Here is a 25,405-nt window from a genome sequence, read left to right on the forward strand (position 1 = left end):
TGTTTTTCAAAGGATGTTTCCATGAAGTTTGGTGCGATTCCCCGCAGCCGGAATACACTTCGCTTTCCATGGGGCTCGCGCTGAGCCGCTTCGGCCTGTGGCCTGCAGGGTCTCAGACTGTCTCGCTAATCCCATAGGAGTCTTCGTGTATTCCGGCTGCTCTGTTTTTCCAACTAATTATATTTCCTCTTGTAAAAAGTATGCGAAAGCAGCCGCTATTTACTAGCTATATTAGAAATTGTTCGTCTTTACAGAGTATCTATTTAGTTATGTCCCATCCTCTTTGTTTTGTTTTTTAGAGTTTATCTAATTTTCCTCCCTCTATCTAAATCAACAGAGCCATCTTTTTTATAGGATTATGAAAAATAAGGAAACAATTTTGGATTCTATTCCGTCTATATACATGTAAGAAATTTGAACTAGGGGTTTGCCGGAATGAGAACAAAAAAAGGATTTTCTGAAAGATTCGATTGGACATTATGCCTCTTACTTATGTTATTTTGTTTAGTTAGCTGTATTGCTATATACAGTGCACAAGGTCCAAAAGATTCCTACTTACAATCACAAATTATGTGGTATGTTATCGGCTCGATTACGATTGCCATTATTATGTACTTTGATAATGAACAGATTCAACAAATAACTTGGATTTTATACGGGATAGGGGCTATTCTACTGATCGGTCTACTAATTGCTCCAGTAACAGAATTCACACCAAAAAGAGGTGGAGCGCAAAGTTGGTATGTTATTCCTCACCTTGGCAGTATTCAACCATCTGAATATATGAAGGTCTTTTATATTTTAGCGATTGCGAAAGTAATAAATAATCACCATAAGAAAACAATCTATAAGACGCTCTTAACTGATTTCCTATTAATGTGTAAGCTCGGCATTGTAGCTGGAATTCCGATTGGCTTAGTTATTGTCCAGGATTTTGGGACGACACTCGTGTTAATGGCTATCTTAATTGGAATGATGTTAGTATCAGGGATTTCTTGGAAGATACTTATTCCTTTATATGGAGTGGCAGCAGCTTTTGGTTCCCTCGTTTTCTACTTAGCTATTTTCGGAAGAGAATTGTTAGAAAAATATTTGGGAGTCGATCCATATCAATTTGATCGTATTAATTCTTGGCTCGATCCTCATAATGCTGGAGACGCAGGAATGCAGTTAGTTAAATCATTAATGGCAATAGGTTCAGGCCTTATTAGCGGAAAAGGATTAGGAAAAGAAGAAGTTTACATTCCAGAAAGACATACAGATTTTATTTTTACAATTATCGGCGAAGAATATGGTTTTATCGGCGGCAGCATTGTCATTATTCTTTATTTTCTCTTAATATTTCATCTTGTTAGAACCGCTTTACAAACAGCCGATCCATATAGTATTTATATTAGCGTTGGAGTCATTAGCATGATTACCTTTCATGTATTCGAAAATATTGGCATGACAATACAGCTATTACCAATAACAGGAATTCCTCTCCCCTTTATTAGCTATGGCGGCAGCTCCCTAATGACAAATATGATGGCAATGGGACTCATGTTTAGCATTCGATATCACCATAAGTCTTATATGTTTTCTTCCAACTCTCTTTCTTTTTAAGGTTAATTATCATCTAGACTCGGCGCATTGCTGAGTCTTTTTTTCAAATTTGTCTATTTGATGAATTCTTCCTCCTTTAGTTTCCTTTCTTATATAATTAGGGTATATAATTTAATAGGACAACAAAAAATAAAAAGTAAAATCTTAAGTTCAGCCTGTTATAACAACAAGATGACCATTCATTTTATCTAATTATAATAAAAACTAAATTAAAATAATTACAAATAAGTATTGATTTTAATTTAGAATTTGTTATAATTAAAATATAATCAGTTGAAGGGAGTTTGTTAACATGGGATTACAAACAAAAGTTGAATTACAAAAAGAATTAAACGTACAAATCGCTAACTGGAGCGTATTATACACAAAACTTCACCAACATCATTGGTATGTAAAGGGACCTTTTTTCTTCACACTACATGAAAAATTTGAAGAGCTATATGACGAAGCGGCTGAAGCAGTAGATGAAATCGCAGAGCGCTTGCTTGCTATTGGTGGAAAACCGGTTTCTACATTAAAAGAATTTATTGAAACTTCTACACTACAAGAAAGCACAGACAAATTAACTGCAACTGAAATGGTGAAATCTTTAGTGGAAGATTTCAGCCATATCAATACGCAATTAAAAGCATTAGCAGAACATGCTGATGAATTAGAAGATGTGATTACAAATGATTTAGCAGTTGGTTTAATTGGCAAGATTGAGAAACATTTATGGATGCTAACTGCATATCTTTCTGAATAACACTTATTTTTAGAATGGACAAAGCCACTTTTTCTTCTTAATGTTGAAAAAGTGGCTTTTATTTTCCCCCAAAAAACCCCATTATCTACTCATCCCATGAAAAAATTATTTTCATTCTCATCTAGAAAAAAGTATAATAATGGCAAAAGCATGTATTTTTCATCCTTAGGAGGATAACATGAAAAAAAAACAATTTGTTGTAATAGGACTAGGAAGCTTTGGTGGCAGTTTAGTAGAAGAATTCCATACAAAGGGAGCAGAAGTATTAGCCATTGATCAGTCTCTAGAAAAGGTTGAAAAATATCGAGCATATGCTACACTTTGTGTGCAAATGACACATATTACGGAAGCATCGTTAACCCAAATCGGAATTCGAAATTTTGACCATGCTTTTGTATCCTTTGGCGATGATGTAGAATCCAGCACCCTCACTACGATGCTTTTAAAAGAAATGGGTATTAGCCAAGTTTGGGTAAAAGCAGCAGATGTCTATCATAAACGCGTTCTCGAGAAAGTCGGTGCTGATCGAGTGATTCATCCAGAACAAGATATGGCAAAAAGAATTGCACACCATGTCATTTCAGATAGTATGATTGATTATATTCAGCTTTCTAAAGAACATGGGATTGTGGAAATGGTCGCTTCCTCTAAAATACATAACCAATCCATCTTAGACCTAGATGTGCGGGCAAAATACGGCTGTACCATTATCGGAATCCAACGAGCAGGAGAAACAATCGTCTCTCCATCTGCAAATGAAGTAATCCATCAAGGCGATATTCTAATTATGGTAGGCAGTAATGATTGCTTATATAATTTTGAAGAAAAGGCGTTAAGATAACCACACGAAAAATAAATTTAAATATTTATTAAACACCAAAAGAGAAGGCTTTCATTCAAGCATTCTCTTTTTTCATTTACTCTCCTATTTACTAAACTCCATTTTATCCAACGTTTAATCCTTCCATCACTGGGTATTAAGTAGAATACATTATGGCTGATTAAGTTGTTGTTTCTAATGGGAAATAAAGTTAACGCGGATTAGAGAAGGAAATCGACTCTGTAAACAAATTTACTTCCTATGCGGAACAATATTCTTTAAAAAATGCCTAAATCAAATCAAGGAGTGAAGTATATGTACTATAACTGGAATTGGAATTCCTTTTGGGACAAGCTACCTGATTTTATTTTAGCGGTAGTTGTTTTAATTGTAGGGTGGATTATTGCAAAAATCATTGAAAAAGCCCTCTATAAAGGACTGCAAAAAACAAACTTAGATAATAAAATTTTTCCCGAAGGAAAACCTAAAAAATATTCTTCTGAAAAGATAATAAGTAAAATAGTTTATTATTTATTATTAGTTTTTGTCTTTACCCTATTCTTTAATATTTTAAATTTAACGGTGATTACTTCTCCACTAGTGAATATGCTTTCATCTATCCTTGGAGCAATTCCTAATATATTAAAAGCAGCGTTGATTCTATTAATTGCTTGGGTCATTGCTTCCGGATTAAAATACCTTATTAAGAAAACAGGAAGCACCTTAAAGGTTCATGAGAAATTACAGAAGTGGAATCTTGCAGAAAAGAATAGCCCGCAAAATGTAATGGATAAAGTAGCTAATATTGCTTTTTATTTAGTGTTGTTATTATTCTTACCTGCCGTTTTAGGTGCTCTTAATTTATATGGTGTTTCGGAACCATTTGCCAATATGCTTCAAAGCATTCTTGCCTTCTTACCAAAACTTTTAGCTGCAGCACTGATTGTTTTAGTAGGTTGGTTTGTAGCAAAAATTGTGCGTACCATTCTAACCAACTTCCTGCAAGCAATCGGCACAGAGGCTTTAGCTAATCGATTAGGCATTAACAAACTTCTAGATAATGTAAGCTTATCTTCTGTTATCGGAAACATTGTTTTTATTTTCATTCTCATTCCAACTGTTATTTCAGCGCTTGAAAAGTTGGATATCCAAGGAATCTCTCAGCCAGCTATTAATATGTTAAATGATATTCTGACGATGATTCCTAATATCGCTACTGCCATTGTCCTCATCTTAATTGGTATTTGGATAGGAAAATGGGTAAAACAAATGGTCGTTACGTTATTAGTAAAACTTAGTTTAGATACTTACGTACGAAAAATGGGTCTTAACGCCAATACTAGTATTTCTAACATTATTGGTACTATTGTTCAAATTCTGATCGTTTTCTTATTGGCTGTACAAGCCTTAAATATAGTAGGACTAGAATTTTTAGTAACATTATCTACTGCGGTTATTGCTTACCTACCAATGGTTATCGCTGCAATTGTCATTCTTGGCGTTGGCTTATGGTTAGGCTATCTCGTCCAGCAGTTACTAAGCAGCATTTTACAAGGTGCTCACTTCAAAGTATTACCAGTTATCGCAAAATATGCGATTATCACTCTTTCTGTTTTTATGGCTCTTGACCAATTAAGAGTAGCATCTTCTATCGTCAATTCTGCCTTTATTTTAATCCTCGGCGGTCTTGCATTAGCATTTGGTCTTGCGTTTGGTCTTGGCGGCAAGGAATTTGCTAAAAAACGATTAGATAAACTGGATACAAAAATGGAACAAACATCTATCCAAAAACCAAATGATGATAATTCTTTAAACAGCTAATCATCATAAGAGGACAGACGGAAAATATCGTCTGTCCTCTTTTCTTTATGCTGTTTTCGTTAAGTTTATTGCTATTACTCGCAGCTGGAACAGCCTTTCCTTCAAAGTATGAAGCCATTTTGTCAGTATTTTCAAAAACGGCTATTGTTATGAAACCCATTTCATAGTTTAATCTAATAAAGAGAGCATAGACCAGCGTCATATTTCGATTTCGTTATAGCGTGATGGCTTGCTCTTTTTTCTATTTCTTTAAAATTTGGTTATGGCAAATCGGTATCCAGCAGTTCATAACCTTCTACTAGTGTAGAAAGTGGTACAATATCGGCATCTTTTTGATAAACAGGAATATATTCTTTTAAAACACTTACTACTGCTGGTCCGGAAACTCCAACATGCCCAATCGCGATAAACTCCTGCTCTGTATCTAGTTTTTTCGCTAAACGACTAGCTTGCTTCGTAATATATTGACTTGTGTATATATGATCAAAAAAAAGACCATTTTCTAAATAAGGTACATTTAATTCCTCAGCTAAATCCTTTATGACACTTTTGCTCGTTGTTTTACTGTCTAAATAGTAAAGACTGTGGTTACGGCATTCCTCAAGGATAATTCTCATCACTCTTTTATCTTCCGTAGCCTTTGATCCCATATGATGATTCATTCCAACAGCATAAGGGATACTTTCAATCGCATCCTTCACCCGTTTTCTAATTTCCTCATCTGATAAATCCGTTGTAATCGCACCAGGTCCAAGCCAGCTTTTTTTCCCTTTTTTCGGTTCTAATGGCAAATGAACTATAACCTCATGACCTTTTTTATGGGCACGGATAGCATCTTCTTTACTCGTAGATAGGAAAGGCATAATCGCGACCGTGATTGGAACAGGTAAGTTAAGCATCTCTTCTGTTCCTTTCATGTTATTACCGAAATCATCAATAACAATTGCTAACTCTTTTCTCACTTGATTCTTAGATGGATCCGCCTCTTGTGCGGAGATACTTAATGGAAACGAAAGAAAACATAAGAAGAATATTATCTTTTTCATTTTAAAACCTACCTTGTTTTCCGTTAGTATTTTCCATAAAGGCAGGTTGCATACCACGATATATAAGAATCAATGAAGTTCTTATTAATTATAAGGCTGTTTTCGTAAAGTTTGTTGCGATTACCCGCAGCCGGAATACACTTCGCTTTCCGTGTGGCTAGGCTTAAGCCTCTTCAGCTTCGCATCCGGGGTCTCAGACTGTCTCGCTAATCCCCGTGGCGTCTTCGTGTATTCCGCTGCTCCATTTTTCCAACTAATTCTTTTTTTCGATTAAAAAAACAACAATCCTTTAGAAAACAGCCAATTATAAAAAACAATCCTCCGCGAGAATAAGGGGTATATTAATTTATATCCATTAATTCCTCCCATAGTTTATTCCCTTTAATTTCCATCCCAGTTATCAATCCGTCCTTATTTATATTTGCTTGCCCAGTAACATTTACAACTTTCTCTTTTTGATAATGAACAGTTAAAGAGAAATTGTAAATATTCTCTAATTTAGTATCTGCTTTCTCCACTTCTAGATTGCTCATTTTTAACTGATAGCCGTTCCAATGAGCCTTTTGCAAGAAATTCTCACCATATGAAGCAATATAAGAATGATAGAATTCTTCTGTAAAGTAGGGTTTAAAATTATTAGCTGTATATGAATTCCATTCTGCTAATGCTGCCTCCACTTCATTATCCTCTATTTCCTTGTTATCAATAGTCTCCCACAAATTGGCCAGTTTCTCTTCTGGTCCTGTGAATGTATGTTCCAAAACCGTTTGAATGGTAGTGACAGCTTCCTTTTGTTCGGCAATCTCAGTATTCGAAGTACGATAAACAAAGAAGAAAATAGTTCCGATTACGAAAAGGATTATAAAAACGCGCATTACAGTTTTTTTCATCGTATCCCCCCTTACTTTAGATACGATGAAAACGCTATTTGGTTTCAAGGTATAGATTTATCTTTTCAACCTTTTCACGTATTCATATATATTTTTTTCATACAAAAAACAGTTCGCTAAATTTAACGAACTGTTTTTATTGACGTTATTTATTTCCGATGCATTTTAAACTCCAGGAATAAATCATTATATTCTGCTAAAGAGCGATGACCGAGGTTTTCATATACCTCTAATTTAGAAGTCAATTCTTCATCCGGATAGAAACGCTCATCCCCAGTAATATCCTCAGGCAAAAATTCCATTGCTGCCTTATTCGGAGTAGAATAACCGACGTATTCTGTATTTTGGGCTGCATTTTCAGCATCTAACATAAAATTAATAAATTGATGAGCTCCGTCGATATTCTTAGCTGTTTTCGGGATAACCATATTATCGAACCATAAGTTAGATCCCTCTTCAGGAACCACGTATTCCACATCTTCATTTTCCCACATAATTTCAGCAGCCATTCCAGACCATAAAACACCGATAGACGCTTCTCCATTTTCGATAAGCATCCGAATTTCATCTCCAACAATCGCCTTTACATTCGGAGTTAGCGTATCTAGCTTTTCTTTTGCTTCCTTTAGGTGCTCATGATCTTTATCATTTAAAGAGTAATGTAAGCTATTTAAGCTCATGCCCATGATTTCCCGTGCACCATCTATCAGCATAATTTCATTTTTTAAATCTTTATCCCATAAATCATTCCAAGAAGTAATTTCCTTATTATCAAGCATGGTTGGATTATAAACAATTCCAACGGTTCCCCAAAAGTAAGGAATAGAATATTTATTGTCTGGATCAAAGGAAAGATCCATAAACCTACTGTCAATATTTTTTAAATTAGGTATCTTTGTATGATCAATCGGAATTAATAAATCTTCTTCCTTCATTTTGTCAATCATATATTCAGAGGGAATAGCAATATCATAGCTTGTTCCTCCCTGCTGAATTTTTGTCATCATTGCCTCATTTGAATCAAACGTCTCGTAAATTACCTTTATTCCAGTCTCCTCTTCAAACTTGGTTATTAAATCAGCATCAATATAATCTCCCCAGTTATATACAGTTAATGTGTTTCCACTTGTATACCCTCTGCTCGAATTTAATTGATGAACAATAAATAGAAGAATGAAAGACAGTGCAAAGATAAAAATTAAACCACGTATTAGAGATTTCATTTTCTCACCCCCGCTTGTGGAGTCTTATTAACACGCTGTGTAATGAAATAATAGCCAATTACAAGGAGCAGCGTAAATAAGAATAATAGGGTCGATAGCGCATTAATATTTAAAGAAATACCTCGTCTTGCTAATGAATAAATTTCCACAGATAGTGTTGTAAAGCCATTACCTGTTACAAAGAAAGTTACAGCGAAATCATCTAAGGAATAGGTTAACGCCATAAAGAAGCCAGCAAATATTCCTGGTGAAATATAAGGAATAATTACTTTTGTAAGTACATCCTTCCAACTAGCTCCAAGATCTAATGCTGCATCCACCAAAGTTGGACTCATTTCCTCTAGCTTCGGTAAAACCATGATAACAACAATAGGAATCGAGAAAGCTATGTGAGACAGAAGAACAGAAAAGAATCCTAGTTTAATCCCAATAATCGTAAAGAAAATTAAGAAAGACGCACCGATGATAACATCTGGGCTTACAATCAGCACATTGTTTAAAGACAAAATGGAATTCCTAAACCCTTTTTTCCTCATCATAGAAATACTAATTGCCCCAAGCACTCCAATAATAGTTGATATAGCTGCAGACAAAAGGGCAATAATAATTGTATTTAAAACAATAACAAGTAATCTCGTATCTTGGAATAATTCCTTATACCAGTCAAGTGTAAAGGAATCAAAATCATGCATGGTTCCCCCACTATTAAACGAATAGAAGATTAAATAAAAGATAGGTGCATATAAAATGACAAAAACAATACATAAATAAAAGATAGACCATTTTGATAGCTTTTTCATTTTATATCCCTCTCTTTCTGTTCCCTGTAAGAACCATAATAATAATCATACTAATAATCAAAAATACAGCTATTGTTGAACCCATTCCCCAATCTTGTGTTATGAGGAAATGCTGCTCAATCGCCGTACCTAGTGTTATAACACGGTTACCTGCAATTAAACGAGTTATCATGAATAAAGACAATGCTGGAATAAATACAGCTTGGCATCCAGATTTCACCCCATTTAGTGTAAGGGGAAAAACAATCTTTTTAAATGTCGTCCAAGCAGATGCCCCTAGATCTTGTGATGCATCAACTAAGCTAGGATTCATCTTTTCCAATGCATTAAAGATAGGCAAAATCATAAAGGGAATAAAAATATAGACACTTACAAAAAGAAAACTAAAGTCTGTAAATAATAACTGGTGTTCCCCTATCCCTAGAAAATCAAGCATTTGATTGGCCGCACCATGCGTCCCAAATATCCCTAAAAACGCATATGCTTTTAATAAAAGATTAATCCAGGATGGCAAGATTATTAATAACAGCCATAATTGCTTATGCTTCGTTTTTGTTAATAAATAAGCAGTCGGATAAGCAATGATTAGAGAAAAAAACGTAATTAGAAATGCATACCAAAAGGAACTCAACGTCATTTTTAAATAAACCGGTGTAAAGAACTTCTGATAATTTTCAAACGTAAATGCCCCTTCAATATCAAAGAAAGAATAATAGACAACAAGCGCAACTGGAGCAATTACAAAGAGTGCAATCCAAAGATAATAAGGTACAGTATACCATTTAGTACTACTTTTCATTGGCTGCCCCCTCATATGCTTCTAGTCGTTTATCAAACTCTTCCTCCGTTTCTCCAAGGCGCATAACATGAATTGCTTCTGGTTCAAAATAAAGACCTATTTCTGTTCCTACTGTTGCTTTCTTAGTAGAATGGACAAGCCATTCATTTCCGTCTTCATCGTATCCGCAAATCTCATAATGAACCCCTCTAAACAATTGAGAGTCTACTTTCACCTTTAATTTTCCTGCTTCAAGAGAAGTTATTTCTAAATCCTCTGGACGAATAACTACTTCTACTGCTTCATTTTCGTTAAAACCGCCATCTACACAATCAAACGTTTTACTGCCAAAATGGACAACAAAATCTTTTTTCATTGTTCCTGGTACAATATTGGATTCGCCGATAAAATCTGCAACGAAGCGATTAATTGGTTCATCATAAATATCTGTTGGTGTTCCGCTTTGCTCAATGCGCCCTTTATTTAAAACAAAAATTTCATCCGACATCGCCAATGCTTCTTCCTGATCATGGGTAACAAAGATAAAAGTAATTCCTAATCTTCTCTGTAATTCTCTTAATTCATATTGCATTTCTGTACGAAGCTTTAAATCCAACGCTGATAATGGTTCATCCAGAAGAATAATCTCTGGTTCATTTACAATCGCTCTGGCGATAGCAACACGCTGTCTCTGTCCACCAGACATCTCACTGATTTCTCTCTTCTCATATCCTTCTAGGTTAACGAAACGTAGAGCTTCTTTTACTTTTTCTTCAATCACTTGCTTCTTCCATTTTTTAATGCGAAGACCAAAAGCCACATTTTCAAATACATTTAAATGAGGGAAAAGCGCATAATCCTGGAAAACTGTATTTACCTGTCTTTTGTTCGCTGGTATTTTATTTATTAGCTTACCGTTAAAATAAATGTTTCCTTCTGAAGGTTCCATAAATCCAGCGATCAATCGTAGTACAGTTGTTTTCCCACAGCCTGATGGCCCAAGCAGTGTATAAAATTTACCTCGCTCAATTTCAAAGCTCACATTTTCTAGAACAGTTGTATCTTGATCATAACTTTTTGTTACATTTTCAAATCGAATAATATGCTGCTCGGACATAATATCCCCCTCTTAATTTATTTTCACTTAAGGATGCTTTGGTGAAGTTTGTTGCTATAAGTGAGCAACGTGAATACACTTCGCTTTCCGTGGTCTCAGACAGTCTCGCTAATCCCCATGGCGTCTACTTGTATTCCCGCTGCTCTATTTTTCCAATTTTTTTAAAAATTAAAAAAGATCCATCTCATTATAAGTAAGAATCGGTAACTACGAGAATTAGTTCTGTTACGCCATCTGCTAGATTCACTAATTGATGTTCCTCTGTAGCATGATAGTAAATAGATTCCCCTTTTTTAGCTCTATACTCTTGCTTTCCTAATTTCAGCAAAATCTCTCCTTCTACTACGTAAGCAAATGTTTCTGATAAAGAAGGCTCGAATTGCTTAAACTCTCCATTCTTCAAAAAGAAGAGACGTATTGGCTCCATTTCTTTTTCATTTGATTCAGGAACTAGCCATTGAATACGATATCCCTTTTCTTCATCAAGGAAGTCTGTAATGTCTTCCTCTGTATAGACTACTTTCTGCTTTCGCTCTTCATCATCGAAAAATTCCTTTGGTGTACATCCCAACACCTCTAAAATATCAAAGAATGTTTCAATGGAAGGAGAACTTAAATCTCTCTCTAGTTGGGATATGTATCCCTTACTTAAATCCGTTCTTTCTCCTAATTCTTCTTGTGTAAGTCCTTTTTTCAACCGTAAATTCTTTATCTTTTTCCCAATTTCCATGATTTAACCTACTTTTTGTTTAGAAATAGTAAACTTGAAAGCACAAAAGTTTGGTATTTATAAACTTAAAGTTTACTCATACCCAGTTATTATACAATAATTTATCTAACTTTCAATCCTTTTTTCGTTATTAATATACCTATTCTTTCCCACAACTAACCAATTCGAAATTCCCCCGTATTCAATACATATAAAAGAAGGCTGTTTTCGTAAAGTTTATGCTATTAAAAAACAACCATTCTTTAGAAAACAGCCAAAAAGAAAGAAACCCCATAAAAGAACGTTTTAGCAAAGCTTATCGTGTTAAAATAAACACTGCTCTACAAACATTTTTTATGAGGCTCAACCTTAAACTAACTTATTGTTCTTCCTTACCCATCTCTATTGGTATGTACTTTCCGCTATCTATTTTTTCAATTTTTTTAAAATGAATTAGCTTTTTTAGAGATGCGTTGCAATACGCAGAAGCATCATAGGAATCTCTTCCAACTCTTATCCCAATTTCTGTAGGACCAATTCCTACTTTTCCCCCTTTTTCCTTATACAAATCACACAGTGCTTTATAAATATTTTCATCTTTTTCCGTAATTCGTAGTTTGGAATATTGCTTCAATCTTTATTCCTCCTATTGCTCCCATTTTACTGCAGCTACAAAAACAGATTCCTTTTCCCTTAAATCGTTCTTTCATTTCTTCTAGAAACTTTTTGTGTAAATTTTCAATATATAAATTTCACTGTCTAAGTCTGCTAATTTAAGCATACTAATCCTTTATCAAAATAACATGCATTTATGTTTTTTTTTTCGAAAAATAGATAATAGGTTTCAAAACTTCATTTGTTAATAGGTCAAATGAATCATTTCAATATATTGAACACCTAGTCATCATTCCTATTTTTTTTTGAAGGAATTATCCTGTTGGTTTTTCTTCCTTTTCCCGCTTTTGAAAAATTCCAACCTTCTAATTTTGTTCAATATAATGAACAAATAAATCAAATAAAAAACCACTCGAAGTTTCCAAGCGGTTTTTCTTGTTCATTTTTAATCTTCTTTTTTAAGTTTATAGTGCTTTTTAAACATGAAATGCTCCCCATGTGAAGGAAATAATTTTAATTTCTTTACTTCTTCTGGGTATTTTATCATCATTTCTTTTAATAGTTCCTTTGGCTTTTTATTTTCTGTATCTAATCCTAACTCTTTCGCTTTATTCAAAATTTGTATTTCTCTTATTTCATCAGCAATTTGTTTAAGATCTTTTCCTTCTGTTTTGATACTTAATTTTTTTGCTTCTTCCATCGTCATTTTTTCTTGTACTTCTTTGCCTAATTGTTGCATCGTTTTTCCTTTTGTATCAATTCCTAATTCCTTGGCTTTTTTCGAAATTTTCGCTTCAAAAACTTCTTTCATTAATGCTTTAGCATCTTTTCCTTCTGTACTAATTCCTAGCGATTTTGCTTCTTCCTTTAAATGAGCAGTATGTACTTCCATCGCCAGTTGATGTATATCTTTTCCCTCTGCTTTGATACCTAATTTTTCTGCTTCTTTCTTTATTAATGCTTCATGAATCTCTTTTTTTATGGCAACTGGATCTTTTCCTTCTGTTTTAATCCCAAGACTTTTAGCCATTTCTATTAAAAACTGTTTATCATCCTGAGATATCTCCCTTTTTTCTGGTGTTGCTGGAGATGGTGCTGCACTAGTTAAAGAACCAAAGCTGGTTAATGCTACTAGTAAAGCTAGCATTAATAGCGTCATTTTTTTCATCTTACTCTTCCTTTCCATCTTTAAATAGGTAAACTTATATCTTTTATATCCTTTCCTCTTCTTTATTTTATATGTACGTTTTCTCTAAAAATATTTGATTTGTCTTTATGATTTACCTTCTATCTTCTTTCTCCCAGTAGCTAATCATTCATTTCATACTTAACAATTAGACATACTAATCATCTTCTGCTATTTTACATATATATCATATTTGCTGGAGATGAGTTTATTAGATGAGTAAATTTACAAAAGACTATATTATAAAAATGGAGGATATTGTGAGGGAAGGAGATTCTATCCTTCGCGAAAAAACCAAAGAAGTAACCATTCCTCCTACTAAAGAGGATCAAGAAGAGCTAGAGTGTATGCTACAATATTTAAAAAATAGCCAAGATCCAATTCTATCGGAAAAATATCAATTACGTGCTGGTGTAGGATTATCCGCTAACCAAATTGGCTTAAATAAACGAATGTTTGCGGCATATATTAGACAGGAAAATGGAGAGGCATTGGAATTTATGCTCATCAATCCAAAAATAATCAGCCATTCGACTGCAATGACCTATATTCCCGAGAGTGAAGGCTGCCTTTCCATCGATCGCCCCATTGTAGGCTATGTACCGCGCTATCGGAGAATAACTGTTCGTGCCTACAATATAAATGGAGAAGAGGTAAAGATTAAACTGAGAGATTATGAGGCAATTGTCTTTCAACATGAAATAGATCATTTAAATGGGATATTATTTTATGATCATATCAATAGTACAAACCCGTTTGAACTGCCTGCCAATGTAGATATTAGTCCTCTCTATTAAATAAAAAAGCAGATGGCCTTTGCCATCTGCTTTTTTATTTACTCAGCATCTTTTTCTAATTTATTCTCTACTTTATATTTTGCCGTTGCCTCTGTTAACCATGTGCTAGCTTGCTCTTGTACTTTTGTAGCTAATAAATCTTCTTTAATTTTAGCTTTTGAGTCTTCTAATGTTGCTTCTTTTGCTTCTTTTTTACCAGTTACTTTAATAATGTGATAGCCATAATCCGTTTTAACTGGATCACTAATTTCATCTACCTTCATAGCGAATGCAGCTTTATCAAACGCTTCAACCATTTGGCCTGTAGAGAAATAACCTAATTCTCCACCATTCTCAGCAGTTTGTGTGTCAGTTGAATATTCTTTCGCCAATTCAGCAAAGTCTCCACCTTCGTCTATCTTCTTCTTCACTTCTTTAGCAGTCTTTTCATCCTCTACTAAGATATGACTTGCTTCCACTTGTTCTGGAGTGTCAAAGCTTGCTTTATTATCTTCAAAATATGTTTTAATCTCGTCATCTGTGATTTCGATAGATGGCTCAAGAATTTTTGTCACTTTTAGGTTTTGCTCAATTTGCTCTTTAAATAGATCTTCGGTTACTCCATTTTGAGCTAATAGCATATTAAATGTTTCTTGCCCACCGTATTGTTCTACCATCTTGTCCAATTCTGCTTGGATTTCTTTATCTGTTACTTTTACTTTTGCTTTATCAGCTTCAAGATCTACTACTTTATTAGAGATCATCATATTTAATACACTTGCGCCATATTGCTTATTTAGCTCTTCATTTAATTGTTCTTGTGTAATTTTTTCCTTGTCCACTGTTGCAACCGTTTCACTACGTTGTGTTAGATAAACCGCTCCTATAATTAACGCTATTAGTACTACCGCTAGTATAGGAATAAGAACCTTCTTATTTTTCATATTAAGCTAAAATCCTCTCTGCACAAAATTTTGGATATAACAGGCATACCCCTATTATAACTCTTACACTATATTATCATATAATTATGACGAAATTATTAACAGATTTAAAAAAAATTCCACCTTACAATTAAATAAGCTGGAATTTTTTCGACAATTTTCGTATGTTTCACATGAAACGTGTCGATTAATTGTTTGTGTTGTTACTTGTTAACGTTAATTCCACTTTTTGAGATTTACCATCTCTATAAATTTCTAGTTCTACTTTGTCTCCAATTTTCACTTCTGTATATAGATATTTTCGTAAATCGGTTGAATTAGTGATTTTTTTACCATCAATGGATACAATCACGTCTTGAACTTTTAACCCAGCCTCTGCAGCTGCAGAATTGGAATCAATATTAGTAACCATTACACCTTCTGAAACTTCGTTTGGAAGGTCTTGAAGATACATGCGAGGAACTTCCTCTAAGCTTGCTAAACCTACTCCAAGATATGGTCGCTCTACTTTACCTTTTTCGATAATCTCATTCACAATTGGGATAAGATCATTACTTGGAATCGCAAAACCTAGTCCTTCTACACCGGAATCAGCAATTTTCAAACTGTTGATACCTATTACCTCTCCCGAAGAATTAATAAGAGCACCGCCGCTATTTCCTGGATTTATGGCTGCATCTGTTTGGATAACATTAAATTCCCAATCTCCTGCAGATGTATTAACCGTAATACTACGTTCTACAGCACTAACAATTCCCTGTGTTACAGTTCTAGATAGCTCTAGGCCAAGGGGATTGCCAATGGCCCATACTTGATCTCCAGGTCTTAGTGTAGATGAATCTCCAAAATTAATGACATCTGTTGCATACTTGGCATCAATTCTTACTACGGCTAAATCTGTTAACGCATCTGCACCAATTAATTTAGCCTCTGTTTTCTCTCCGTTATATAGAGAGATTTCTAATGTATTTGCTCCTTCAATGACATGGTTATTTGTCACTATATATGCATATTGATCATCTTTTTTAAAAATAATGCCAGAACCTGATCCAGATTCCACATCACTGGATTCCTGTGAAAATGGATTTGATTGTTGTTGTTGAAGATTTTCAATTCCAACGATTGCTTTAGATGATGTTTCTACCATATCAGCAATGGCTACTGTCCCATCACTAGTTGCTGTATTTGATGTAGTGCTTGCAGTAATTGCCCCTGTCTTGCTTTCCACTTTATTAGAAAGCTCTGCCACTTGCTTCTCCAGCTTATCATAAGAATCATTGTATAAATCCGTATGGGGAATCGTAAAAAATGTTAATGCGGAACCAAAGATACCTGCTGCCAGCAAGGAGAAAAAGCCTTTGGCCTTCGAATTTCCTTTTTGATTATTAAAAGCTCTTCCTTCTTCACTTGAGCTTGCCACTGCTTGTTCTGTAGCTTTAATTTCCTCTATTTCCTCTTTATCAGGAGAGATTTGTTCGCTATCATCTGTCGGGAGCATAGGTTGTTCTTCTTGTGGCGTATCCATTTCTTCCTTAATTGTTGCCTCTTCCTCATTTTCTGGTTCTTGTTTCTTTTCTGAGAAATCATCTTCACTCAAGTTCAGTTGCTTCTCTTGTAGTGGTTCTTTCTCCCATTCATTTCTTTTTTCAAAGTCGCTCATCTTTTGTTCCTCCTATTTCTAATTTCGAACATTTATTTCAATTCATTAATATTCTTTTCATTTCTATTAACTTGTTTATACATACATAGTAACCACTATATATGAATAAATTATGAACAAAGTTTGAAAAGACATAGAAGAATTTTGGAACAATTTATTCTTACCAATTCGTTTAATCCTTTACAGCCACTTACCTTCCGTTCAAAATAGAATTCATTAGCGAACCTATTCAGCCTATTTTATACAATTACGCGAACTCTGTTACTTTTTCCTTTGGTAGAGGGAAGTAAATCGTGAAAGTAGTTCCTTTTCCTTTTTCACTCATTACATGAATATCTCCTTCATGAAACTGAACTAGCTGCTTAACAATGGATAAGCCAAGCCCAAATTCTCCGTAAGGGTTATTGGTTCTTGAAATATCTGCTTTATAAAATCTCTTCCAGATGTTTTCTATTTCATGGGCATCAATTCCAATCCCCGTATCTTTCACCTCGATAATTGTTCTGTCCACTTCCATACGCCCGGATAACCAAATACTTCCGTTCTCTGTAAATTGAATACTATTTTTCGTAATATTCATGATGATTTGAATGAGACGATCATAATCTGCATAAATTACCGCAGCATTATCCACATCTACATAAATTTTCACATTCTTTTCTTCGGCTAAAATAGACAGTTGCTCCTCAATAATCTCTAACACTTCTTGGAGAGAAATAAATTCCTTCATTAAAACAATTTGATTTGAACGGATTTTATCATAATCAAGATTCTCATTTACCAAACGAATAAGCCTTTTCGCTTCTTGGCTAATTAATTTGAGCCCTTTTTCCCGCTCATTTTCTGGTATCATATTATTATTTAAGCCTTCTATGACGCCACTGATTGTTGTTAAAGGGGTCTTTAATTCATGAGAAACATCCGACATAAATTGTCTTCTCCGATTTTCTAAAGCATCAATTGCTTCTTTTGACTCTCTTAGTCGATCTACCATCTGATTGAAATCTTGCCCGAGTTCACCTATTTCATCAAACGTAGAAGAAGAGACTTTCACACTGTAATCCCCTTCCGCAACATGGCTTGTAGCTTCCTGTAGTTTTTTTATCCGATTGACATGTACTCTTGAAAAAATAAAACTCATTAATAATGCAATTCCAAACACTAGAAAAAGGATATAAATTAAATACTTATTGATTTCTTGTATCATTTCTTTCGATTCGACAAGAGGAGATGTTAAGATAATTCCTCCAACAACGACATTATTTACGGAATACGGTATCGCAACTAGTGCAACCTCTTGATCTCCTCTTCGCGTGCTAGGCTTAATAACCGTACTACTGCCGTCTTTTATTTCATCCCACTCTGCATGAGTAATATTAATATTCAAATCTTTCCCAAAAGACCATATTCGATTTCTTTGTGTATTAAATATACCGATTGTTATTCCTGTCCCTTTTAGTTCTTCGGAATACCGTAATAACGTCGAATACGTTGCAGCAGACCATAAATCATCTCCTTGCACATCTTGAACAATATTATATCCGTATCCTTGAAGCTCATCTGCCTTCATGGAAAATACTAATTTCTCTATATAATGAGAAAAAACAAGGCTTAATACTAACAAGGCTACTAGGATGACGCTTAAGTGACTTATTAGCTGCTGATAGATGTATTTAATTCTCATGTACTACCACCGTTTCATCGAATTTATAGCCTACACCCCATACTGTATGTAAAAAGGGCTGACTATCCCTTCCTATTTTTCTTCTGAGTCTTTTAATATGGACATCAACCGTCCGATCATCTCCATAGAATTGAAATCCCCATACTTGCTGTAAAATTTGTTCTCTAGAAAATACTTGTTTTGGATGCTGAACGAAGAATGCAAGTAAATCAAATTCCTTGGGTGTTAATCCTAATACAGGTCGATTATACATAAATACCTCTCTTGTTTCTTTATCTAATTTAATGATTGCATTCGTTCTTACTTCTTCTACATTAGAATTTCTTCTTCTAATTGCCTTTATACGAGCAATTAAAGCTAAAGGGCTAAAGGGCTTCGTGACATAATCATCTGCTCCCATTTCTAATCCAAGCACTTGATCCGATTCAGTATCCTTTGCAGTTAACATAATAATTGGTGTCCCTTTATCTGTTTCTCTTATTTTGCGACAAACAGTTATTCCGTCTAAATCTGGAACCATCCAATCTAAAATAATCATATCATATTTATTATTCATAAAATGCTTATATCCTTCCAAGCCATTATGAAAAAAGGTACCCTGAAAACCTTCCTTGATAAAAAACATTTCCAACATAGAACAAACACTTTGGTTATCCTCTATTACTAAAATATTCATCTATACTCTCCTATTTTTCTGCTTTTAACTAATTAAAGCGACTTTCACTAAACGAATCAATAGGTTACCAGCATGTTTAATGGATTGTTAAAGGATAGGAAATAGTTTGTTCATAATTTTATCGGTTTGCATAATAAATAGGGATTTTCGCGATTCCCCTGCTCGGAATGCCGCATACAAATAAAAAGACCATTTAAAAGATACCCTCCTTTAAATGGTCTCATTATCACGTTTATTTAGTTAATTGGCGCTTTACTTTCCTCCAAAACTTTTTCCGCAAGAAGAAGCCCTCCTGTTATGCCAGCATTATCTCCTAATCCTGGTCTAACAATATACTCATTCATCTTATCTTGGACTTCTGGATACGAAACATAACCATTTAATAGATCGCTTAAATGACGATAAACATGTGTCAGCACATGCTCTTGATTCATTACGCCTCCACCAAGAATAATTTTTTTAGGAGATAGGATTAAAATATATTGCATAAGGGCTTGGGCAATATAATAGCCTTCCATTTCCCATACTTCCTCTTTATCACTTAGATGAAAAGCCTTTTCGCCCCAGCGTTCTTCAATTGCTGGTCCAGCAGCTAAGCCTTCTAAACAATCACCGTGGTATGGGCATCTTCCTTTATACGTATCTTTTGCATGCCTTCTTACTAAAATATGGCCCATTTCTGGATGGGTTAACCCTTGTAACAGTTCTCCATTAATATAAGCGCCCGCACCAATGCCTGTACCAACCGTAATATATAAGCAATTATCTACGCCTTTAGCAGCACCAAGCTTTGCCTCTCCTAAAGCAGCTACATTTACATCTGTGTTAAAACCAGTTGGTACAGAAAATTCATCTTTAATTGCTTTCAATAATGGATAGTCTTTCCAAGCTAATTTTGGAGTGGTTGTTACATTTCCATAAGTAGGACTATTTTTATCCACATCAATCGGACCAAATGATCCGATTCCAATTGCGTCGATTGGAAACCTCTTAAAAAAAGCGATAACCTCTGGCATTGTTTCCTCTGGTGTTGTCGTTGGAATAGAAATTCTTTCTTGAATGTTTCCTTTTGCATCTCCCACTGCACAGACAAATTTTGTTCCGCCAGCTTCAATAGCACCGTATAGTGACATGGTTCCTCTCCCCTTATAATGTTTTATAAACTCACTTACTTGTTTGTGTCCGCAGGAAATACAACTCCCGTTTGTCTTCTTACCTCATCCATAATTTCCATTACAGACAAAGAAACGTTATAGGAGTTTACGGAAGATTCTACTTTTCCTGCCTTAATCAATTCAATAAATTCTTGCGCCTCATAAAACATAGAAGCTTCTTTTTGAGGAAGGGTTAGATTCTCCACTTCCCCTTTTCGAGGAATAAATTCTACTTTCGTAGGGGTGTTCATTTGATTGATTAATAAATTTCCCTCTTCTCCTTGAATTTCAGACGGAATATAGGAATTTGCTATTTTAGAATACATTAGTATCACATCCATATCCGGATAACCTAAGATAATACTTCCTTCTCCGTCAACCCCAGATTCCAATAAGAAACTATTCGCCTTTACTTTCTCTGGTTTTCCAAAAAGAAGTACCATTGGGTAAAGACAATAAACACCAATATCCATTAATGCTCCATTTGACAATTCTGGCTTAAATGCATTTAATATAGTACCTTCCTTATAAGCATCATACCGGGAAGAATACTGACAATAGCTTACAAAAGCACGACGGATTTTTCCGACTTTATGTAAATTCTCTTGTACAACCTTAAAGTTAGGAAGAAAGGTAGTTTTAAGCGCCTCCATTAATAGGACATTATTTTCCTTCGCAGCAGCAATCATTTGTTTCACTTCAACCGCATTGGAAGCAATTGCTTTCTCTGTTAGAACGTGCTTTTTATTTTTCAAAAAAATGATAGACTGTTGTGCGTGATAGGCATTAGGACTAGCAATATATACTGCATCGATTTTGTCACTCTTTGCCATTTCCTCTAAACTAGTATATGTATATTCTGCATTGTGCTTTTTCGCAAACGCTTTCGCTTTTTCCTCTGTTCTTGAGTATATAGCAGTTAATTGAAAATCCTCTATTTCGCTAGCGCCTTCAATAAAAGATTCTGTAATCCAATTAGTTCCGATGATTCCAAATCTAATCGTCATATAGGCCTCCTCATTAAATGAAATATTCCTTCTCTCTTTTATTTTGGAGGGAAGTCATTAAAAAAGCAACCATCTGCTAGTATTTTTATCTTTTGAAAATGATTTATTAATTACTACTAATAAGTATTTATTTACAATATGAAAGTTCGCTTTTCATAGAATAAGCGCAGTATTTTGATTGCTCACTTATAGAAATATTTATAGCTCCTATAAATGGAGAGATAATGCCTTTTCGGAGACGGGGATGAATTATCTCAAAATTTCAAGAAACAACCATTCCTATTACCTAATTATTTTGTCATGTTTTATACAAAAGAAAAAACCCCCAAATGGAGGTTTTTTTCTACTTTATACATATTTTATTAGTAATGAACGTGTCCTGATGTCATTACCCAAATTGTTCCTCCCGCTACGACAATCGCGCAGAAGAATGCATAAATGATGTTAATTGTTTGTACTTTTCCTTCGCCTTCTGTAAGATGCATAAACATAAACAGTTGAAGAATAGCTTGGATAACTGCCAATGCACCGATAATCCACATAACAGTAATCATTGGTAGATCCGTATATTTCTTAGCCGCTACTGCCGCAAAGGTAAGTAATAAAGATACGATGAAACCAGCAATATGACTGATTGGAAACTTTTCATTCTCATGATTTTTCGCCATCTAAAACACCATCCTTGCTAGATAAACGAATGTGAAGATGAAAATCCACACAACGTCTAAGAAGTGCCAATATAAACTTATAATAAATGTCTTACGAGCAGTTGTTGGCGTTAGGCCGTGTCTAATCAATTGAATAATGATTAATATAGCCCAACCAATACCTAAAGATACGTGCAATCCGTGTGTTCCTAGCAATACAAAGAATGAGGAAAGGAATGCACTTGTCTGCATTGTTGCTCCTTCATGTACATAATGAATAAATTCATTTATTTCCACAAAGACGAATCCTGCACCTAATGCTAAAGTGATAATTAACCAAGTTAATAATCCTTTTAAATTTTGGCGACGCATATACCAGATAGCGATACCGCATGTGAAACTACTTGTTAATAGTAGAAGTGTTTCAATCATTACATCTTTTAATTTAAATAATTCTGCTGGAGTAGGACCGCCTGCAAAGTTATCCTTTAAAGATCCATAGGCTGCAAACAAGGTAGCGAATAATACAACCTCCGCACCAAGGAAGATCCAGAAGCCTAGAATGTTTAAGCGGCTTTGCTCTGTCTGATATTCTAGTGGTAAAGACTTATCGACTTTTGCCATTATTTCTCACCTCTCCATGCGCGTTCCGTTTTCTTAATAACATCCAGTTTAATATGGTAACCTTCGTCATAATCAAAGGAACGAATTATTAAGCCTACAAAAATACCTAAACTGCAGATTGCAGCTGGAATAAACCATTCAAATACTAGGAAGAAACCAACTACACCAAATACAACACACATGTAAATTGGCAGCCAAGAATTGCTTGGCATGTGTATTTCTTCTAATTCTTCTTCTTTTAATACTAAACCTTCGTTATTTTTCTTCATATACCAGAATGCATCTAATGCTTTAACTTCTGGTGTAATAGCAAAGTTATATGGCTGAACTGGAGAAGCTGTATGCCATTCTAATGTTCTTGCATCCCATGGATCTGTAGAAATCTTTCTATCTGCATAACGAGTACTATAGTAAATGTTATAAACAAGTACAGCGAAACCTGCTGCAAGAATTAAGGAACCAATTGCAGATAGCATAAACAATGGTGCAAATCCAGATTCTGCAGAGAACGTATAAGAACGTCTTACTGCCCCTTTTAAACCTAAGAAGAACATTGGCATAAATGTTACGTTAAAACCAATATTAAACAACCAGAAATGCCATTTTCCTAAACGTTCGTTTAGAGCATAACCGAACATTTTTGGCCACCAGTAATAGAAACCAGCAAATACTGCATATACAACACCTGGTATTAATACATAGTGGAAATGAGCTACTAAGAATAATGTATTATGATATTGATAGTCTGCTGCAGCCATTGCAAGCATAACTCCAGTTACCCCACCGATAGTAAAGGTTGGAATAAATGCAAGAGACCATAGCATAGCCGTTGTAAACTGAATGCGACCTTTTCTCATTGTAAATAGCCAGTTGAAAATTTTAACCCCGGTTGGTACCGCAATTAACATCGTCGTAATCGAGAAAACAGAGTTTACAACTGGTCCAGATCCCATTGTATAGAAATGGTGAACCCAAACAACGAAACTCAATAAAGCAATACCAATAATAGAGATAATCATCGAGTTATAACCGTATAAACGCTTTTTCGAGAATGTTGCGATGATTTCTGAGAACATACCAAACGCTGGCAAGATTACGATATATACCTCTGGATGTCCCCATAACCAGAATAGGTTATTCCAAAGCATCGCATTTCCTCCGCCAGAAATCGTGAAGAAATGTGTTCCGAATAAACGATCAAATGTCATCAATGCTAATGCAACCGTTAAAATAGGGAATGCAAACACAATAATAACGTTTGTGATTAAAGATGTCCAAGTGAACATTGGCATTTTCATTAAAGTCATGCCTTTTGCACGCATTTTCAAGATGGTAACAATAAAGTTAATACCCGTCATCAGCGTACCAATACCGGCAATTTGCAGCCCAATTGCATAGAAGTTGTTACCAACCCCTGGTGTAAATTCTTTCCCAGCTAGAGGGAAATAGGATGTCCATCCTGCATCAGGAGATCCACCAATTACGAAAGAAATATTGAAAAGCATCGCCCCACTAAATGTTAGCCAAAAGCTTAATGCATTCAACTGTGGAAACGCAACGTCACGTGCTCCAATTTGCAAAGGTATTACTACGTTCATTAATCCGATTAACGCTGGCATCGCCATAAAAAGAATCATAATAACGCCGTGCGTTGTAAATACTTCATTGTAATGCTGTGCATCTAAGAATTTCATTTCAGGAGCTGAGGTTTGATATTTCATCATCAAACCGTCGACTCCACCACGGAAGAACATTAATACGGCAACAATAATATACATGATACCGATTTTTTTGTGATCAACCGTTGTTATCCATTCATCCCATAAATATTGCCACTTCTTAAAATAAGTAACACCAACTACAATAGCAAGCATTGTTAGCGTAATACCTATTTGAGCAGATAATATAAGGGGATCGCCAGTAATAACGATATCATCCCACTTAATGTGCATCCTTTTCACCCCCGTCAGACTCTTGGTTCTTTTCAAATGTTCTACCTGGATATCCATGAACTCGATATAACTCAGGGTTTAAATAATAATTTGAGTCTCCACCTTTACCGTGATCGATCCATTCTAAATGTGTATTAGAGAAAGTCAAACGGCCTAAGTGTGTAGGCTTGATAATTTCTTTATATTTTTCCTCTGTTAATTCAGGGGCATTCTCTTTTACTTCGTCTACCCACTTATCATAGTCTTCTAAAGTTTTTGCTTCGACATCAAACTTCATCTCTGCATAACCTTTACCATTAAAGCTTGTATTTTGTCCTTCATAGTTACCTGGGTTATCTGCCACAACATATAAATCTGTTTCAGCTCCATACATTGTGTATTTTTGACCAGCTAATGCAGGAATCCAGAATGATTGCATGGTACCAGCAGAAGTTAATTTAAACTCAACAGGTACACCAGCAGGAATATTTACGTAATTGACTGTTTCAATTCCTTCTTCTGGATAGCTAAAAATCCACTTCCAATCTGCAGAAGTTACATTAATCACAATTGGATCATGGTCTTTGTAATCTTTTGGTACATCCTCTAATGCATAAATTGTTTTTACAGTTGGAATCGTTAATGCAATAATAATTAAGAATGGGATTACAGTCCAAACAATTTCAAGCTTAGTACTTCCATGTTCATCTGGTTCATAATCAGCATTCTCTTTCGTTGCACGATATTTCCAAACTATGTAGCCAAATAGTGCAAAAACTACAAGACATACAAAAGCCATTAATAAAATTGACCAGTTAATTAAGTCCGTAATACTTCTAGCGACAGGACCTTGCGGATCGAATACAACCATCGATTCACAGCCACTTAAAATGAATAATGGTACAATTGCTAAAAGCGAAACTAAAACTCCCTTTTTCATTTGTACA

General features: G+C 34.8%; 24 protein-coding genes. 5 read left to right on the top strand and 19 right to left on the bottom strand.

Annotated features, from left to right (window positions below; translation table 11 throughout):
• The first annotated feature begins 435 nt into the window (after window positions 1-435).
• From NST60_RS09285 to NST60_RS09300, 4 genes are all read left to right on the top strand, one after another.
• Window positions 436-1,605 carry an FtsW/RodA/SpoVE family cell cycle protein gene (locus NST60_RS09285; RefSeq protein ID WP_016201274.1) on the top strand — a complete coding sequence of 390 codons (1,170 nt, stop codon included), beginning with the start codon at window positions 436-438 and terminating at the stop codon, window positions 1,603-1,605.
• Window positions 1,606-1,897: 292 nt separating this feature from the next.
• Complete coding sequence (locus NST60_RS09290; RefSeq protein ID WP_016201275.1) at window positions 1,898-2,350, top strand: Dps family protein; 453 nt, start codon at window positions 1,898-1,900, stop codon at window positions 2,348-2,350.
• Window positions 2,351-2,528: 178 nt separating this feature from the next.
• Window positions 2,529-3,191 carry a potassium channel family protein gene (locus NST60_RS09295; protein ID WP_169187725.1) on the top strand — a complete coding sequence of 221 codons (663 nt, stop codon included), beginning with the start codon at window positions 2,529-2,531 and terminating at the stop codon, window positions 3,189-3,191.
• A gap of 294 nt (window positions 3,192-3,485) precedes the next feature.
• A complete protein-coding gene (locus NST60_RS09300) occupies window positions 3,486-4,991 on the top strand; it encodes a mechanosensitive ion channel (protein ID WP_016201277.1) in 1,506 nt (501 codons plus the stop codon).
• Window positions 4,992-5,251: 260 nt separating this feature from the next.
• Here the strand turns inward: NST60_RS09300 and NST60_RS09305 are convergent, their stop codons facing one another.
• The 9 genes from NST60_RS09305 to NST60_RS09345 all read right to left on the bottom strand — a co-directional run bounded on the left by NST60_RS09305 (window position 5,252) and on the right by NST60_RS09345 (window position 13,337).
• Window positions 5,252-6,037, bottom strand: coding sequence for a divergent polysaccharide deacetylase family protein (locus tag NST60_RS09305; RefSeq protein ID WP_016201278.1), 786 nt, complete (start codon window positions 6,035-6,037; stop codon window positions 5,252-5,254).
• Window positions 6,038-6,378: 341 nt separating this feature from the next.
• Entirely contained in the window at window positions 6,379-6,927 is a 549-nt protein-coding gene (locus NST60_RS09310; RefSeq protein WP_101729043.1) for a hypothetical protein, read from the bottom strand.
• A 149-nt stretch (window positions 6,928-7,076) separates the two neighbouring features.
• On the bottom strand, window positions 7,077-8,150 hold the full coding sequence (locus NST60_RS09315) for an ABC transporter substrate-binding protein (RefSeq protein ID WP_101729044.1): 1,074 nt from the start codon (window positions 8,148-8,150) through the stop codon (window positions 7,077-7,079).
• Window positions 8,147-8,950 (bottom strand): ABC transporter permease, encoded by an 804-nt coding sequence (locus NST60_RS09320; RefSeq protein WP_016201281.1) that lies wholly within the window; start codon window positions 8,948-8,950, stop codon window positions 8,147-8,149. The genes NST60_RS09315 and NST60_RS09320 overlap by 4 nt, the downstream gene beginning before the upstream one ends.
• 1 nt (window position 8,951) lies before the next feature.
• Window positions 8,952-9,749: an ABC transporter permease gene (locus NST60_RS09325; protein WP_016201282.1), complete on the bottom strand. Its 798-nt coding sequence runs from the start codon at window positions 9,747-9,749 to the stop codon at window positions 8,952-8,954.
• A complete protein-coding gene (locus NST60_RS09330; protein WP_101729045.1) occupies window positions 9,739-10,845 on the bottom strand; it encodes an ABC transporter ATP-binding protein in 1,107 nt (368 codons plus the stop codon). The genes NST60_RS09325 and NST60_RS09330 overlap by 11 nt, the downstream gene beginning before the upstream one ends.
• Window positions 10,846-11,032: 187 nt before the next feature.
• Complete coding sequence (locus NST60_RS09335) at window positions 11,033-11,575, bottom strand: helix-turn-helix domain-containing protein (protein WP_101729046.1); 543 nt, start codon at window positions 11,573-11,575, stop codon at window positions 11,033-11,035.
• A gap of 358 nt (window positions 11,576-11,933) precedes the next feature.
• Window positions 11,934-12,188 (bottom strand): hypothetical protein, encoded by a 255-nt coding sequence (locus NST60_RS09340; RefSeq protein ID WP_016201285.1) that lies wholly within the window; start codon window positions 12,186-12,188, stop codon window positions 11,934-11,936.
• Window positions 12,189-12,614: 426 nt separating this feature from the next.
• Complete coding sequence (locus NST60_RS09345) at window positions 12,615-13,337, bottom strand: hypothetical protein (RefSeq protein ID WP_101729047.1); 723 nt, start codon at window positions 13,335-13,337, stop codon at window positions 12,615-12,617.
• A 233-nt stretch (window positions 13,338-13,570) separates the two neighbouring features.
• On the opposite strand from NST60_RS09345, the gene def reads away from it, so the two are divergent.
• A complete protein-coding gene (gene def, locus NST60_RS09350; protein WP_016201287.1) occupies window positions 13,571-14,152 on the top strand; it encodes a peptide deformylase in 582 nt (193 codons plus the stop codon).
• Window positions 14,153-14,190: 38 nt separating this feature from the next.
• Here the strand turns inward: def and NST60_RS09355 are convergent, their stop codons facing one another.
• The 10 genes from NST60_RS09355 to qoxA all read right to left on the bottom strand — a co-directional run bounded on the left by NST60_RS09355 (window position 14,191) and on the right by qoxA (window position 25,398).
• Window positions 14,191-15,075 carry a peptidylprolyl isomerase gene (locus NST60_RS09355; RefSeq protein ID WP_016201288.1) on the bottom strand — a complete coding sequence of 295 codons (885 nt, stop codon included), beginning with the start codon at window positions 15,073-15,075 and terminating at the stop codon, window positions 14,191-14,193.
• A gap of 187 nt (window positions 15,076-15,262) precedes the next feature.
• Complete coding sequence (locus NST60_RS09360; RefSeq protein ID WP_205835562.1) at window positions 15,263-16,735, bottom strand: S1C family serine protease; 1,473 nt, start codon at window positions 16,733-16,735, stop codon at window positions 15,263-15,265.
• A gap of 247 nt (window positions 16,736-16,982) precedes the next feature.
• Window positions 16,983-18,419, bottom strand: a complete 1,437-nt coding sequence (locus NST60_RS09365; protein ID WP_016201290.1) for a sensor histidine kinase — start codon at window positions 18,417-18,419, stop codon at window positions 16,983-16,985.
• Window positions 18,409-19,095 carry a response regulator transcription factor gene (locus NST60_RS09370; RefSeq protein ID WP_016201291.1) on the bottom strand — a complete coding sequence of 229 codons (687 nt, stop codon included), beginning with the start codon at window positions 19,093-19,095 and terminating at the stop codon, window positions 18,409-18,411. The genes NST60_RS09365 and NST60_RS09370 overlap by 11 nt, the downstream gene beginning before the upstream one ends.
• 236 nt (window positions 19,096-19,331) lie before the next feature.
• On the bottom strand, window positions 19,332-20,228 hold the full coding sequence (locus tag NST60_RS09375) for an ROK family protein (RefSeq protein WP_016201292.1): 897 nt from the start codon (window positions 20,226-20,228) through the stop codon (window positions 19,332-19,334).
• Window positions 20,229-20,263: 35 nt separating this feature from the next.
• A complete protein-coding gene (locus tag NST60_RS09380; protein WP_016201293.1) occupies window positions 20,264-21,256 on the bottom strand; it encodes a Gfo/Idh/MocA family protein in 993 nt (330 codons plus the stop codon).
• A 362-nt stretch (window positions 21,257-21,618) separates the two neighbouring features.
• A complete protein-coding gene (gene qoxD, locus NST60_RS09385; protein ID WP_016201294.1) occupies window positions 21,619-21,924 on the bottom strand; it encodes a cytochrome aa3 quinol oxidase subunit IV in 306 nt (101 codons plus the stop codon).
• Window positions 21,925-22,527 (bottom strand): cytochrome aa3 quinol oxidase subunit III, encoded by a 603-nt coding sequence (qoxC, locus tag NST60_RS09390; protein WP_016201295.1) that lies wholly within the window; start codon window positions 22,525-22,527, stop codon window positions 21,925-21,927. It lies immediately after the preceding gene.
• Complete coding sequence (gene qoxB, locus NST60_RS09395; RefSeq protein ID WP_016201296.1) at window positions 22,527-24,479, bottom strand: cytochrome aa3 quinol oxidase subunit I; 1,953 nt, start codon at window positions 24,477-24,479, stop codon at window positions 22,527-22,529. Before qoxB ends, qoxC begins: the two co-directional genes overlap by 1 nt.
• Window positions 24,469-25,398: a cytochrome aa3 quinol oxidase subunit II gene (gene qoxA / locus NST60_RS09400; protein WP_212119521.1), complete on the bottom strand. Its 930-nt coding sequence runs from the start codon at window positions 25,396-25,398 to the stop codon at window positions 24,469-24,471. The genes qoxB and qoxA overlap by 11 nt, the downstream gene beginning before the upstream one ends.
• Window positions 25,399-25,405 lie beyond the last annotated feature (7 nt).

It is taken from the genome of Niallia sp. FSL W8-1348 (assembly GCF_038006745.1).
GTDB classification, from domain to species: domain Bacteria; phylum Bacillota; class Bacilli; order Bacillales; family Cytobacillaceae; genus Niallia; species Niallia alba.

Bases quoted from the DNA above. Each gene is read 5' to 3' on its own strand.
- NST60_RS09335 (WP_101729046.1), bottom strand. From the start codon at position 11,575: ATGGAAATTGGGAAAAAGATAAAGAATTTACGGTTGAAAAAAGGACTT.
- NST60_RS09290 (WP_016201275.1), top strand. From the start codon at position 1,898: ATGGGATTACAAACAAAAGTTGAATTACAAAAAGAATTAAACGTACAA.
- NST60_RS09315 (WP_101729044.1), bottom strand. From the start codon at position 8,150: ATGAAATCTCTAATACGTGGTTTAATTTTTATCTTTGCACTGTCTTTC.
- NST60_RS09380 (WP_016201293.1), bottom strand. From the start codon at position 21,256: ATGACGATTAGATTTGGAATCATCGGAACTAATTGGATTACAGAATCT.
- NST60_RS09345 (WP_101729047.1), bottom strand. From the start codon at position 13,337: ATGAAAAAAATGACGCTATTAATGCTAGCTTTACTAGTAGCATTAACC.
- NST60_RS09285 (WP_016201274.1), top strand. From the start codon at position 436: ATGAGAACAAAAAAAGGATTTTCTGAAAGATTCGATTGGACATTATGC.
- NST60_RS09300 (WP_016201277.1), top strand. From the start codon at position 3,486: ATGTACTATAACTGGAATTGGAATTCCTTTTGGGACAAGCTACCTGAT.
- NST60_RS09330 (WP_101729045.1), bottom strand. From the start codon at position 10,845: ATGTCCGAGCAGCATATTATTCGATTTGAAAATGTAACAAAAAGTTAT.
- NST60_RS09295 (WP_169187725.1), top strand. From the start codon at position 2,529: ATGAAAAAAAAACAATTTGTTGTAATAGGACTAGGAAGCTTTGGTGGC.
- qoxA (WP_212119521.1), bottom strand. From the start codon at position 25,398: ATGAAAAAGGGAGTTTTAGTTTCGCTTTTAGCAATTGTACCATTATTC.
- NST60_RS09310 (WP_101729043.1), bottom strand. From the start codon at position 6,927: ATGAAAAAAACTGTAATGCGCGTTTTTATAATCCTTTTCGTAATCGGA.
- NST60_RS09305 (WP_016201278.1), bottom strand. From the start codon at position 6,037: ATGAAAAAGATAATATTCTTCTTATGTTTTCTTTCGTTTCCATTAAGT.
- qoxD (WP_016201294.1), bottom strand. From the start codon at position 21,924: ATGGCGAAAAATCATGAGAATGAAAAGTTTCCAATCAGTCATATTGCT.
- NST60_RS09320 (WP_016201281.1), bottom strand. From the start codon at position 8,950: ATGAAAAAGCTATCAAAATGGTCTATCTTTTATTTATGTATTGTTTTT.
- NST60_RS09325 (WP_016201282.1), bottom strand. From the start codon at position 9,749: ATGAAAAGTAGTACTAAATGGTATACTGTACCTTATTATCTTTGGATT.
- NST60_RS09375 (WP_016201292.1), bottom strand. From the start codon at position 20,228: ATGTCACTATACGGTGCTATTGAAGCTGGCGGAACAAAATTTGTCTGT.
- NST60_RS09355 (WP_016201288.1), bottom strand. From the start codon at position 15,075: ATGAAAAATAAGAAGGTTCTTATTCCTATACTAGCGGTAGTACTAATA.
- qoxB (WP_016201296.1), bottom strand. From the start codon at position 24,479: ATGCACATTAAGTGGGATGATATCGTTATTACTGGCGATCCCCTTATA.
- def (WP_016201287.1), top strand. From the start codon at position 13,571: ATGAGTAAATTTACAAAAGACTATATTATAAAAATGGAGGATATTGTG.
- NST60_RS09360 (WP_205835562.1), bottom strand. From the start codon at position 16,735: ATGAGCGACTTTGAAAAAAGAAATGAATGGGAGAAAGAACCACTACAA.
- NST60_RS09365 (WP_016201290.1), bottom strand. From the start codon at position 18,419: ATGAGAATTAAATACATCTATCAGCAGCTAATAAGTCACTTAAGCGTC.
- NST60_RS09370 (WP_016201291.1), bottom strand. From the start codon at position 19,095: ATGAATATTTTAGTAATAGAGGATAACCAAAGTGTTTGTTCTATGTTG.
- qoxC (WP_016201295.1), bottom strand. From the start codon at position 22,527: ATGGCAAAAGTCGATAAGTCTTTACCACTAGAATATCAGACAGAGCAA.